Annotated in this window: 13 protein-coding genes; 9 read left to right on the top strand and 4 right to left on the bottom strand. The window is 61.3% G+C overall.

Annotated features, from left to right (window positions below):
- Together VFL62_RS20735 and secA are read right to left on the bottom strand one after the other, a co-directional pair.
- Positions 1–571: hypothetical protein (locus VFL62_RS20735; protein ID WP_325174254.1), on the bottom strand; the 571-nt coding region annotated here is incomplete at its 3' end.
- A 114-nt stretch (positions 572–685) separates the two neighbouring features.
- Positions 686–3,520, bottom strand: coding sequence for a preprotein translocase subunit SecA (secA, locus tag VFL62_RS20730; protein ID WP_325174253.1), 2,835 nt, complete (start codon positions 3,518–3,520; stop codon positions 686–688).
- Between the two features lie 580 nt (positions 3,521–4,100).
- Between secA and VFL62_RS20725 the strand changes: the two genes are divergently transcribed.
- The 6 genes from VFL62_RS20725 (at position 4,101) to mutT (ending at position 10,012) form a co-directional block, all read left to right on the top strand.
- On the top strand, positions 4,101–4,997 hold the full coding sequence (locus VFL62_RS20725) for a peptidylprolyl isomerase (RefSeq protein ID WP_325174252.1): 897 nt from the start codon (positions 4,101–4,103) through the stop codon (positions 4,995–4,997).
- A 169-nt stretch (positions 4,998–5,166) separates the two neighbouring features.
- On the top strand, positions 5,167–6,408 hold the full coding sequence (argJ, locus tag VFL62_RS20720) for a bifunctional glutamate N-acetyltransferase/amino-acid acetyltransferase ArgJ (protein ID WP_325174251.1): 1,242 nt from the start codon (positions 5,167–5,169) through the stop codon (positions 6,406–6,408).
- 360 nt (positions 6,409–6,768) lie between these two features.
- Entirely contained in the window at positions 6,769–8,202 is a 1,434-nt protein-coding gene (locus tag VFL62_RS20715) for a TadE/TadG family type IV pilus assembly protein (protein ID WP_325174250.1), read from the top strand.
- Positions 8,203–8,211: 9 nt separating this feature from the next.
- Positions 8,212–8,790, top strand: coding sequence for a TadE/TadG family type IV pilus assembly protein (locus VFL62_RS20710; RefSeq protein ID WP_414644794.1), 579 nt, complete (start codon positions 8,212–8,214; stop codon positions 8,788–8,790).
- A 13-nt stretch (positions 8,791–8,803) separates the two neighbouring features.
- Positions 8,804–9,532 (top strand): TadE/TadG family type IV pilus assembly protein, encoded by a 729-nt coding sequence (locus VFL62_RS20705; protein WP_325174249.1) that lies wholly within the window; start codon positions 8,804–8,806, stop codon positions 9,530–9,532.
- A gap of 69 nt (positions 9,533–9,601) precedes the next feature.
- Positions 9,602–10,012 carry an 8-oxo-dGTP diphosphatase MutT gene (mutT, locus tag VFL62_RS20700; RefSeq protein WP_325174248.1) on the top strand — a complete coding sequence of 137 codons (411 nt, stop codon included), beginning with the start codon at positions 9,602–9,604 and terminating at the stop codon, positions 10,010–10,012.
- Positions 10,013–10,142: 130 nt separating this feature from the next.
- Here the strand turns inward: mutT and VFL62_RS20695 are convergent, their stop codons facing one another.
- Entirely contained in the window at positions 10,143–10,991 is an 849-nt protein-coding gene (locus VFL62_RS20695; RefSeq protein ID WP_325174247.1) for a methyltransferase domain-containing protein, read from the bottom strand.
- 108 nt (positions 10,992–11,099) lie between these two features.
- On the opposite strand from VFL62_RS20695, the gene VFL62_RS20690 reads away from it, so the two are divergent.
- Together VFL62_RS20690 and VFL62_RS20685 are read left to right on the top strand one after the other, a co-directional pair.
- Positions 11,100–11,300, top strand: coding sequence for a hypothetical protein (locus tag VFL62_RS20690; RefSeq protein WP_325174246.1), 201 nt, complete (start codon positions 11,100–11,102; stop codon positions 11,298–11,300).
- A gap of 79 nt (positions 11,301–11,379) precedes the next feature.
- A complete protein-coding gene (locus tag VFL62_RS20685) occupies positions 11,380–11,844 on the top strand; it encodes a GcrA family cell cycle regulator (protein WP_325174245.1) in 465 nt (154 codons plus the stop codon).
- Here the strand turns inward: VFL62_RS20685 and VFL62_RS20680 are convergent.
- Entirely contained in the window at positions 11,841–12,095 is a 255-nt protein-coding gene (locus tag VFL62_RS20680) for a hypothetical protein (protein WP_325174244.1), read from the bottom strand. The two genes, VFL62_RS20685 and VFL62_RS20680, sit on opposite strands and share 4 nt — an antisense overlap.
- 156 nt (positions 12,096–12,251) lie before the next feature.
- Here VFL62_RS20680 and VFL62_RS20675 point away from each other — a divergent pair.
- A partial coding sequence (locus tag VFL62_RS20675; protein ID WP_325174243.1) for a ComF family protein occupies positions 12,252–12,931 on the top strand: 680 nt, incomplete at its 3' end.

The following is a 12,931-nucleotide window of genomic DNA, read 5'->3' as shown; positions in this document are numbered from 1 at the left end:
GAACCCGCTTCTTCTTTGGCGTAAAGGTTACGCTGATGGGCGGCTTATTTCCACGAAGCCCCTGTTCGGCAGCCCATTTGACAACAGCTTTGCCCAGCATCATTTCCCACTGAAGCGTCTTGTCAGTCGGATGCAGCTTTGCATTCTTGGGCAATTTTTTGAATTTGGAATAATAGTCACGGCGCCACGGAATGAACTCTCTCATCACCCTGTCATCGACGGCATCAATAGCCAGATGCCCAGCGTACTCACGCCAGAACGTCGCTACGCGAACAACCTGCCGCAGCATGCCAGCTGACGTTTTGCCGTGCTGATGATCTCGCTCGCGAAAGCGCACATAGTCATCGATGACAGCGTTAAACGTTTTTGATTTTGCGGGCAGTCCAGCATCAGCTCTGTGTTCTATTTGGAACAGCAGCTTCCGACCCGCTCGAACCGCCGTAGCTTCATCGCTTGTCTTGAGCGAGCGCCAAACATAGCGCTTACGTGTAAGCCGGATGCGTGCGTAGAAAACGCCATCGCGTTTGAAAATTGTCAGCCTGCCATCTTCCAGATAGCGAGCGCCGTCCATTCGTGATGCCTCTGAAGATCAGCAAGCACCGGGCGGAATGAAAGCATTTCAAGTGTTAGACAAAAATAGCCGAGTTATGAGCACTCGAAACGTCTAACTCATTGAAGTTGCTTGCTAAGCATATTTGCCGTGGCAGTGCTTGTACTTCTTGCCCGAGCCGCACGGACAATCCTCATTGCGGCCGACCTTGCCCCACGTCGCCGGGTTCTTCGGATCACGGTTGGCGGTCGCCGTCGGCACCAGCGAGGCGTTGGCAAAGGCCATTTCGTCTTCGCCAGTATTAGGATCGACCTTGTGCGCTTCCATTGCCGGCAGTTCCGGCTGCTGATTTTCGGGCGGCACAATTTCGACGCGCATCAATTGCGCCGTCACCGCCTCGCGCAGGTGCGCGATCATGGACTCGAACAGGCTGAACGCTTCGGACTTGTACTCCTGCAACGGATCGCGCTGGCCGTAGCCGCGCAGGCCGATCACCTGGCGCAGATGGTCGAGCATCACGAGATGCTCGCGCCAGAGATGGTCGAGGGTCTGGAGCAGGATCGTCTTTTCGACGTAGCGCATAACGTCCGGGCCCCACTGGGCCACCTTCGCCGCCATGTGCTGGTCGACATGGTTCTCGATCCGGGTCAACAGCTCTTCGTCGGCGATGCCTTCTTCCTTGGCCCATTGGTCGACCGGCAGGTCGACATCGAGCACGCGCTTGAGTTCTTCCTTGAGGCCGGCGGTGTCCCACTGCTCGGCATAGGCATGTTCCGGCACGTGCTTGGTGACGACGTCCTCGACGAAGGCATGGCGCATGTCGGTGACCGTCTCGGCGACGCTTTCGTCCTTCATCAGATCGACGCGTTGATCGAAGATCACCTTGCGCTGGTCGTTCTGGACGTTGTCGAACTTCAAGAGGTTCTTGCGGATGTCGAAGTTGCGGGCTTCGACCTTTTGCTGGGCTTTTTCGAGCGCCTTGTTGATCCAAGGATGAATGATCGCCTCACCCTCCTTCAGGCCGAGCCGCGTCAGCATGCTGTCGAGCCGGTCGGAGCCGAAAATCCGCATCAGATCGTCTTCCAGCGACAGGAAGAATTTCGAGCGGCCGGGGTCGCCCTGACGGCCGGAACGGCCGCGGAGCTGGTTGTCGATGCGGCGGGACTCGTGGCGCTCGGAGCCGATGATGTAGAGGCCGCCCGGCTTGGTCACGGTCTTGGCCGGCTTCGAACCTTTTGCCGGTTCGATCTCGATGGTTTCTTCGGCCTTCAGCACGATGTCGCGGAAGCGTTCGACGTCGGCCTTGATCTGTTCAATCTTGGCCTTGCGCTCGGCTTCGTCGGCAATCCCCGCCGTCTCGTGCTGGATGCGCATGTCGAGCGAGCCACCGAGCTTGATGTCGGTGCCGCGGCCGGCCATGTTGGTGGCGATCGTGATGGCGCCGGGAACGCCGGCTTCTGCCACGATGTAAGCTTCCTGCTCGTGGAAGCGCGCGTTCAAGACCGCGAACAGTTTCGCCGGCTTGCCGGCGCGCGCCGCCGCATAAAGCTTGTCCATCGCCTTTTCGTTGCCGAAGTCGATCTGCTTGTAGCCGTTCTTCTTGAGGTATTCGGCCAGCACTTCGGACTTCTCGATCGACGCGGTGCCGACCAGCACCGGCTGCAGCCGCGCATTCGCGCGCTCGATCTCGGAGAGGATCGCGGCGTACTTTTCGTTCTGGGTGCGGTAGACCTCGTCGTCTTCGTCGAGACGGGCGACTGCAAGGTTGGTCGGAATTTCCACCACATCGAGCTTGTAGATGTCGAACAGTTCGTCGGCCTCGGTGGCCGCGGTGCCGGTCATGCCGGACAGCTTCTCGTACATCCGGAAATAGTTCTGGAAGGTGATCGAAGCCAGCGTCTGGTTTTCCGGCTGAACCGGCTGATGCTCTTTTGCTTCCAGCGCCTGGTGCAGGCCTTCCGAATAGCGCCGGCCGGGCATCATGCGTCCCGTGAACTCGTCGATGATGACGACCTCGCCGTCACGAACGATGTAATCCTTGTCGCGGGTGAACAGCGTGTGGGCGCGCAGCGCCTGGTTGACGTGGTGAACGACCGAGACGTTCTCGACGTCGTAGAGCGACTCGCCCTTGAGCTGTCCGGCGTCGCGCAGCAGGGTTTCGAGCTTCTCCATGCCGGCTTCGGTCAGCGTCACCGTGCGCTGCTTCTCGTCGACGTCGTAATCGGTTTTGTCGAGCTTGGGAAAGAATGTGTCGATGGTGTTGTAGAAATCCGAACGGTCATCGAGCGGACCGGAGATGATCAGCGGCGTGCGCGCCTCGTCGATCAGGATCGAGTCGACTTCGTCGACGATGGCATAGAAGTGCCCGCGCTGGACCATGTCCTCGAGCCGGTACTTCATGTTGTCGCGCAGATAATCGAAGCCGTATTCGTTGTTGGTGCCGTAGGTGATGTCGCAGGCATAGGCTTCCTTGCGCTCGGCATCGTCGAGACCGTGGACGATCACGCCCGTGGTCAGGCCGAGGAAGGAATAGATCTGTCCCATCCAGGCGGAGTCGCGGCGGGCGAGGTAGTCGTTGACGGTGACGACGTGGACGCCCTTGCCGGCGAGCGCGTTGAGATAGACCGCCAGCGTCGCCACCAGCGTCTTGCCTTCGCCGGTTTTCATTTCGGCGATATCGCCCTCGTGCAGCACCATGCCGCCGATCAACTGAACGTCGAAATGGCGCTGGCCGAGCGTGCGCTTGGCGGCCTCGCGCACCGTGGCGAAGGCCGGGACCAGGATGTCGTCGAGCGTCTTGCCCTCGGCGAGCTGTTTGCGGAATTCCGCGGTGCGCGCTTTCAGCGCCTCGTCGGAAAGCGCGGCGACCTCGGGCTCGAGTGCGTTGATGGCATCCACACGGGATTGATATCCCTTGACCCGGCGATCGTTTGCGGAACCGAAAAACTTGCGGGCGAGCGCGCCGATCATGCCAACTTCCTGTTCTAGCTTCGGCAAAGCTGCCGCGAGGCCGCCCGCCGGATGGGACTGCCTATCAACTCATCGTGACGCGCGAAGGTCCGGCCCTCACCGGGTTCGTCCGTCGAATAAGTGGGAGTTCGGCAGTCCGGGGTTCAACGGCCAAAGCGCTGGAAAATGAACGCTATCGCCATTGACTCAGGTCGGGCAGAGATATGGCTGGCCCAAAGGCTTGTCAACGCCGCCAAAGCCCGCGATCCCCGGACCTTAGGAAGATAGCGCCTGGGTCATTCGGGGGTCGTCAGGCCGTGACGAGATGATGCTGATAAGTGTCCACAATCGCCACTGGTAATGGCTCTTCCCCGAGGTCCGTGGCGAGCCGCCCAAGCCCCCTGGCGCCGACCCACCCTTTCCTCGATTTCATCATTTTGACAGACTTTTCGCGTTGCCAAGGCGGCGCGATTGGGCGAGTGTCGCGCGGCTTTAGGGGATGGTCCGGAAAGGCGAAAACCGGTTTTCCGAAGAGATCTTGACCCCGCAAGAAAATGGCCCTGCCGCAACAGCCAGACGGCTTTCGAGATAAGGATTTTCCATGACGACTTCAGACGCGAAACGTGGTGCGCCCGTCCGCTTTGCTACCGCAGCGAGTGTACTTGCGATTGCTCTGTTCGCGAGCCTGCCGCTCCGCGCTGACGACAACCCCGTGCTCGCCAAGGTCAACGGCGCTGAAATCCGTCAGAGCGACGTCTCGCTCGCCGAGGAAGAGCTTGGGCCGAGCCTCGCGCAGATGGACCCTGCGACCAAGAAGGAAAACGTCCTTGCGTTCCTGATCGATATGAAGATCGTCGCCAAGGCCGCGGAAGACAAGAAGATCGAAGATCGGCCGGACTTCAAGGCGCGGCTGGCCTTCGCCCGTAACCGCCTGCTGATGGACAATCTGCTCGCGGCCGAAGGCAAGGCCGCGACCACCGATGACGCCATGAAGAAAGTTTATGACGAGGCCGCCAAGCAGATCGCGGGCGAACAGGAAGTGCACGCACGGCACATCCTTGTCGAGACCGAGGACGAAGCCAAGGCGATCGAGGCCGAGCTGAAGAAAGGCGCCGACTTTGCCGAGCTGGCCAAGAAGAAATCGAAGGACCCGGGCGCGGCCGATGGCGGCGATCTCGGCTTCTTCACCAAGGATCAGATGGTGCCGGAATTCTCCGCCGTCGCGTTTGCGCTCGAGCCGGGCAAGATCTCCGACCCGGTGAAGTCGCAATTCGGGTGGCACATCATTAAGGTCGAGGAAAAGCGCAACCGCCAGGCGCCCGACTTCGCCCAGGTCAAACCCCAGATCGAGACCTATGTGACCCGCAAGGCGCAGGCCGAGTACGTGGCCAAGCTGCGCGAAGGCGCCAAGGTCGAGCGCATGGACCAGGCCTCCAATACGCCTGCGCCCGACGCCGCCAAGCCGGCCGACTCCAAAATGGCGCCCGCGAAGAAGTGACGAAGTCATTCCGGGGCGATGCGTGAGCATCGAACCCGGAATCTCGAGCTTCCGGTTCTGGTGCTCACACATCATCCCGGAATGACAGGGTGCGGTGAACGCACCCTCTCCCTTCCTGCCAGCGAAGGTGATACAGAGCGCTTCCCTATTTCCTCCCGCCGGAAGCCTCATGTCCTCCACCGTTTCTCCCCTCGCCCCGACCGATGTCCCCGAGATGCCCGCGATTTCGGGCGTAAAGCTCGCGACCGCGGCGGCCGGCATCCGCTACAAGGGTCGCACCGACGTGCTGCTGGCGATCCTGGACAAGGGGACGACGGTCGCCGGCGTTTTTACCCGCTCGAAGTGCCCGTCGGCGCCGGTCGAATGGTGCCGCGCGAAACTAGGCCGCGGCCAGGCGCGCGCGCTGGTCGTCAATTCCGGCAATGCCAATGCCTTCACCGGCAAGACCGGACGCCAATCGACGGCGCTGACGGCCTCGATTGCCGCGAAAGCCGTCGGCTGCCAAGCGAGCGACATTTATCTCGCGTCGACCGGTGTGATCGGCGAACCGCTCGATGCCACTAAGTTCGATGGCGTGCTGGGCGATCTGGCGGCCAAGACCGCACCCGAGGGCTGGATGGACGCCGCGCGTGCGATCATGACCACCGACACTTTTCCGAAGGTTGCTACGGCGACGGTGAAGCTCGGCAAAGCCAAGGTCACGATCAACGGCATGGCCAAGGGCGCCGGCATGATCGCGCCCGACATGGCAACGATGCTTTCCTTCATCTTTACCGATGCACCGATCTCGGCGAGCGCGTTGCAGTCGCTGCTGAAGACCGGCGTCGAGGATACGTTCAATGCCGTCACCATCGACGGCGACACCTCGACCTCGGACACGCTGCTCGCTTTTGCGACCGGCACGGCCGCCGCCCGTGGCGCCCCCAAGATCAGCCGGCCTTCCGATCCGCGCCTGAAGGCGTTTACCAAGGCGTTTCACGCCGTGCTTGCCGACCTCGCCGAACAGGTGGCGCGCGACGGCGAAGGCGCCCGCAAGCTGGTCGAAATCATCGTCGAGGGCGCGGTGTCGAAGGCTTCCGCGCGCAGGATCGCGATGTCGATCGCCAACTCGCCGCTGGTCAAGACCGCGATCGCGGGTGAGGACGCCAATTGGGGACGCGTGGTGATGGCCGTCGGCAAGGCGGGCGAACCGGCCAACCGCGACAAGCTTTCGATCTCGTTCAACGGCATCCGCGTCGCGCAACGCGGCGCGCGCGATCCATCCTATGATGAGGCGGAAGTGTCGAACGCGATGAAGCAGCCGAAGATCCAGATCAAGGTGGCGCTCGGCCTCGGCAAAGGCCGCGACCGGGTCCTGACCTGTGACCTCACCAAGGAATATGTCGCGATCAACGGCGACTATCGCTCATAAGCCTCTCTGTGATTTCGGAGCACGCCGGGGGTCGCGCAAATGCGCGCCCGATGACAGGCTCGGCGTGAACCACGACGTACGCTTGCGCGCCATCGTTCGGCTCGATCGCAAGCGGGGCCCGGCCAATTACTCGAATTTTACCAGCCGCATTTAGAGCCGGTTAACGATCCGGCTCGATCTGATCCGGCCGACTTTTGAGCACCTTGTGTTCACGCGGTCGGCGTAAGCATTGCTTAACAGCCAATCTTCAAAGTTCCAGGCCACGAACGGAGGAGGCTCGATCCTGTCTTCTACCGTCCTCAACGGCTGAAATCCTTGGGAATTGCCTCTGCCGGACCTAAGGCGATTGGGATGAAGGTTATGCTCCGCACCTGGTTTTACCGCTTTGCCAGCGACCGCAAGGCCAACGTCGCCGTCATTTTTGCGATCATGCTGGTTCCGCTCGTCTTCTTGCTGGGCATGACGCTCGATTTCACCCAGGCATTGCGCAAGAAGGAGCAGTTGGACGCCGCTGCCGACGCCGCAGCTATCGCCGCCGTCAGGCCCGCGATGCTGATGCAGAGCGACTCGGTGGCCGCTGCGACTGCCAACGCCATCTTCATGTCGAGGGCGAACAGCATTCCCGGTTTGGCCGCGACACCGGCGCCGACACCGACGATCAACGTCGTCGATAACGGACTTCAGCGCACCGTGACGGTTTCGTATAATGCCGCATCCCTCAACAATTTTCCCACTATTCTGGGGAACGGCGCGAATAAGGTGTCGTGGCCGATCAGCGGCTCGGCGACATCGCAGGCGGCGGCAGCGCCCAACATCAATTGGTATTTTCTCTTGGACGACTCGCCGTCGATGGGCATCGGCGCGAGCTTGGCCGATATCAACAATCTGATCACCTACACCGCAAACCAGCCAACCCCCTCGAAAAGTTGCGGATTCGCCTGCCACGAAACGCACCCCAACCTTGACAGCGGTGCCAACTCCTCAAGTGTGGACAACCTGACGATCGCGCAGCAAAAAGGCGTCACCCTGCGGATCGATCTCCTGAAGAACGCGCTCACCCAGTTGTTCGTCGCATATTCGGCTTGTCCGGATCAGAGCATCAAGACCGGCGTCATGCAGTGCATGTCGGTCATGAACAATACCACCTACCAGGCGGCGCTCTATACGTTCGACGTCACCCTGCACACGCTGGCGACCCTGACCACGCCGACGACCGCCGGAACCAAGATCAGCAACATTTCCCTGATGCCAGTCGACCACCAGAACTGCGTCGTTTCCGGGGCCTGCAACACTGACTATGGCACCGATATTGCCGGCGCGCTCACCAGCATCAACAGCAGCTTGTCGGCCCCCGGCCTTGGCAGCAATTCGGCCGGCGATACGCCGCAGGAGGTGATTTTCCTTGTCACCGACGGCGTCGAGGACAAGATCGTCTCGGGCGCTTCGGCTTGCCCCAATGCGAGTCTCGCCGGCAGCAAGCGCTGCCAGCAGCCGCTCGACACGTCCGTGTGCGCGACCATCAAGGCCCGGGGCATCAAGATCGCAATCCTCTACACGGAATATCTGCAGCTCAAAAACATGGGCCCCAGTGCGAACATTACGGACAGCTGGTACATGAGCTGGGTCGACACGTACGACGAGCCTGCGCCGGACACCGGCAAGATCGCACAAAATCTGCAATCGTGCGCCTCGCCCGGCTTCTATAAAAACGTGGCAACCGGCGGCGATATCACAAAGGCGCTGAGCGACCTGTTCATCAAGGTCGCGTCGAGCACCGCCAGCCTCACCCAGTAAGAGGGCGTCATGGCCGAAATGGATATCGCAGCAGGAAAACGACGCCATCGGTTCGGCGCGTTTATCGGGGATAGCAAGGGCGCCACGGCGGTCGAGTTCGCGCTTGTCGCCGCGCCATTTCTTGCCCTCGTCGCCGCCCTCGTCCAGACGTTTCTGATTTTCTTTGCGCAGGCGATGCTCGAAAACACCGTGCGGCAGGCGGCCCGGCAGATTCTGACCGGGCAGACGCAGACGCAGGATGCGGGCATGAGCGCGACCAACGCCCAGACCGCATTCAAGAATACCGTCTGCGGTTATGGCGCCATGCTTTTCAAATGCGATGCGACCTTGATGGTCGACGTGCAGGTCGCCAGCAACTGGTCTTCGGCCAATACAAGCATGCCGACCTTGACCTATGACAGCAGCGGCAACGTCAACAATACCTGGCAATTCAATCCCGGAAATGCCGGCGACATTGTCGTGGTCCGTGTGATGTATCTTTGGCCGGTTTTCTTCGGGCCGATCGCCTTCAATCTGGCCAATCAAGCCAACGGCACGCGGATGCTCATGGCGTCCGCCGCATTCCAGAACGAGCCGGCCGCTCCTTAAGGGGTATCAACCTATGACGAGACTCTCATTTCCCATCAGAAAATTTTGGAACGATGCCGAGGCCGTGGCAGCGACCGAATTCGCGATCGTCGTGCCGTTCATGCTGGTGCTGTACATCGGCGGCGTCGAACTCGCTGACGGAATGGCGATCAACGTCAAGGTCAGCGCGACCGCACACTCGGTCGGCGATATGGTGACACAGAATACCGCGCTCAGCACGAGCTCGATGCAGAACATTCTGACGGGTGCGACGGCGATCATTGCACCCTATCCGACCATCAGCGGCGGCACTTCGCTGATGACTGTCACGGTGTCCGAAATCTCCAGCGATAGCTCCGGCAACCTGACCCTTCAATGGAGCCAGTCGTATAACGGATCGACGTTCGGACCGGGACGGACGAGCATCGGCGCAAACGCACCTTATGGCGCCTTGAGCGTGCCCGCATCGCTCAACGGAACGGTGGGCAACGCGAATAATCCCAACAACGAGAACGACCAGGTTTCGTTCATTGTGAGCGAGGTCAGCTACGCCTATACGCCCAATCTCGGTTCGACGCTCCCCGGCACGATCAACGGCACCGTGACGCTAGCCGATGCCTATTGGATATTTCCGCGCTGTTCGACCAACAGCCCAACCAATTCGAACGGTCCGGCGTATTACGACGTCAAATACGGCAGCACGCTCAACCCCTCGAACATTACCTGCACCTGCGTCCAGCATTTGCAGGCCAAGTCCTGCTAGCGCGCACAGCAAAGATACGTTGCGCCCGCCCCGCGGACATGGTTGAGATCCGCTTCGGGCGGAGCAAACATGGCCGATTTCAAACTTACCCTTGTCGTCGCCTGCGCGCTCGTCGATCCGGACAAGCGCGTGCTGCTCGCGCAGCGGCCGCAAGGCAAGTCGATGGCGGGCCTCTGGGAATTTCCGGGTGGCAAGGTCGAGCCGGGCGAGCGGCCGGAAGCAACGCTCATTCGCGAGCTGCACGAGGAAATCGGCATTGACGTGAAGGAGGCCTGCCTTGCGCCGCTCACCTTTGCGAGCCACGCTTATGATGATTTCCACCTGTTGATGCCGCTCTACATTTGCCGGCGCTGGGAAGGCCAGGTGATGGCCCGCGAGGGTCAAAACCTCGCCTGGGTCCGCGTCAACAAGCTGCGCGACTACGAGATGCCGCCGGCGGACATTCCCCTGATCCCGCATCTGATGGATCTGTTGATGTGACGGAGTCATTCCGGGTGGTGCGTAAGCACCAGACCCGGAATCTCGAGATTCCGGATCGCCGCGGAGCCTGTCATTGGGCGCGCATTCGCGCGACCCGTTGGCGCCGTCCGGAATGACGAAGATCCGCGGATCACCCCTTCGCCTTCTTTACCGCTTCTTCAAGGCTCGCTTTCGCCGACCCCGGCTTGAGCGGCTTGGGCTGGCTTTCATGCGGCGCCCAGCCTGACAGCCAGATGATATCGAAGGTGGCGCGAATGCGGCCGTCGGGATCGGCGAAGCGTTCCTGGTAGGTTTCGGCCATTCGCAACATCGTGGAACGGCGTGTCGGCATCCGCCGCCGTTCGATCAGGATGTTGGTCGCGCCCATGCGCCGCAAGTCATGCATCAGGCCGAACGCATTGTCGTAACGCACCACGATGCGGTCGACGTCAGTGACCGGAAGCGCGAGACCGGCGCGCTGCAAGAGCGCGCCGATGTCGCGCAAATCCGCGAATGGCACCACGCGCGGCGATATCCCGCCTTCCAGCTCGGCTTCAGCCGATGCAAACGACTGTCGCAATTCGGTGAGCGTTTCGCCGCCGATCATGGCCGCGATCAGTAATCCGTCAGGACGCAGCGCACGCCGGATTTGCGCCAGCACGCCGGGCAGGTCGTTCACGAATTGGAATGCGAGCAGCGACATCACGAGATCGAGCGATTGTGCTTCAAGCGCCAGCGGCTCGGTTTCCCGCGCCGGCAGATCGATCCGCGCATAGCGATCGAAGCGCTCCGACAGAATTCGGGCGACCTGTTCGCCGGGCGTCCCGAGCTCGGCCACACTTTTGAAGTCGCGCAACACCGCGTTGAGCCGGTCAGCCAGGTCCTCGGCGGCGCGGTCGAGCAGAAAGGTCGCGGGTCCCAGCCTTTGCGCGCGCTGGAGGCGCTCGCCCAGCAGGGCGCGGTCAAACAAACGGGGTGGGAGGTCCGGATTCGAGCTCATGGCGGTTGGTACGCCCCTGCTTTTGGACTCGCAATCCGAGCTGTTTTAGGCCTTAATAGACTCTTAAAAGTTACTTTTAAGTACCTCAGTTAAGGGCTAGCGTTTTTCATGGCCACAGAAAAAGCCGAAACCGACCGGGTTCCAGTCACCTTGGCCCTTTCGACCATCACTTACCTTGAAAAACTGGTCAGACAGGGAACCCACGGGACAAGCGTACCTGGCGTTGCGAGGACCCTGATCGAGGAGGGAATTCGTCTCGCCATCAAGGACGGGCTGCTTTCGATCCGCGACAACGGCAAAAGCCCTTAAGCGCGGCATACGAGACGGATCGGCGACTGGGAGGCCTTGGGGGAGCCGATGTGACGGCTCATGCTTTTTGGACTTTCAAATGCCCGACAACACCTGGACCACCGAGCGCGTCGAACTTCTCAAGAACCATTTTGCAGCCGGGCTTTCCTGCAGTCAGATCGCCAGTGAAATCGGGGTGAGCCGCAACGCCGTGATCGGCAAGCTTTCGCGCCTCAACCTGACCCGCGACAAGAAACCGATGGTCCGCCGAGAGAATGCGAAGTCAGCCCGCTCGCGCTCGGTGCCCAGATTGCAGTACCGGATTCTGCGCAAACTGTTTGCGGAGACGCCCGCGGCGGAAGAAAGTGAGCCAATGATCCTCAGCGAACAGCACTGTTCGTTGTTCGAACTGAGCGAGCAAAAGTGCCGCTGGCCGATCAATAGTCCGGGCGAAGAGGGTTTTTGTTTTTGCGGCAACCAGCCGCTGAACGGCCTGCCCTATTGCGCCGGCCACAGCCGGCTGGCCTATCAGCCGGGCTCGCGCGTGCGGGCCGCACGCGGCTAGATCGAGGCCACGCCCCAGCCCAAGATGACGCGGGTGGCGCGCCAGAACCAGATGTCGCCGTCGCGGGCGGCTTGAAGACTGAAGATCCGCTTGTTCCAAAGCGGATCGTGGCGGAAGCGGATATTTTCGATTTTGAACTCTGCCTGTCGCAGTTTCCAGTCCGCCACCCAGGCGAGATGTGCCTCCTCGAGTTGCTGGCGAAGCCTGGAAACTTCGATTTGGTAGGGCTGAGGGAATAGAACTTGAAGCATGGGGATGCGCTTCGCGGTCAGATCAAAGCGGGGACGGCGAACTAAAGCTGGCGACGACGATCGGCTTTGGCAAGATCGCCGCCGACTGTTCGCGCTGCACCGGACTTGCTCTTGCCGCTTGAGCGTCAGCGGTCCCGACGATAGCCTTCAGCCATCATGGACGCCGAGCCCTCCCGCTTCATCTCCGCCCACTTCCACCATGCGCTCAACGCCTGCCGCAGCGTATGGTCGCACGCATCAAGACTGGCGCTCGACATCGCGCTGCCGACACTGTGCGTGGCCTGCCGCGAGCCGGTCGAAGGCGAGGGCGTGTGCGCGAGCTGCTGGGCCAAATTGTCGTTTATCGCCCCGCCATTCTGTCCCCGGCTCGGCATTCCCTTTGTCTACGATCCCGGACCCGAGATGCTCTCGATGGAGGCGATCGCCAATCCGCCCGCCTATGCGCGGGCGCGCGCCGCCGTGCGCTATGACGACGTGGCGCGGACGCTGGTGCATGCCTTGAAATACCAGGATCGCACCGATCTGGCCCCGGCCATGGGCCGCTGGATGGCACGGGCCGGCCGCGAACTGCTCAATGAGGCGGATGCGCTCGTTCCGGTCCCGCTGCATTGGCGGCGCGGATGGAGCCGCCGTTACAACCAGTCCGGCGCGCTGGCGCGCACCATCGAGCGGCAGACAGGCGTCAAAGTCGCAGCCGAGGCGCTGCGCCGGGTCCGCCCTACCGAACAGCAAATCGGCCTGTCACGGCCACAGCGGGCCAGCAACGTGCAGGGCGCTTTCAAGGTCGCGCCCGACCGGCAACACCTCATCGCCGGACGCCGCGTGGTGCTGATCGA

It is taken from the genome of Bradyrhizobium sp. (assembly GCF_035701725.1).
Classification (GTDB): domain Bacteria; phylum Pseudomonadota; class Alphaproteobacteria; order Rhizobiales; family Xanthobacteraceae; genus Bradyrhizobium.
This window is presented reverse-complemented; position numbering and strand designations above follow the sequence as displayed.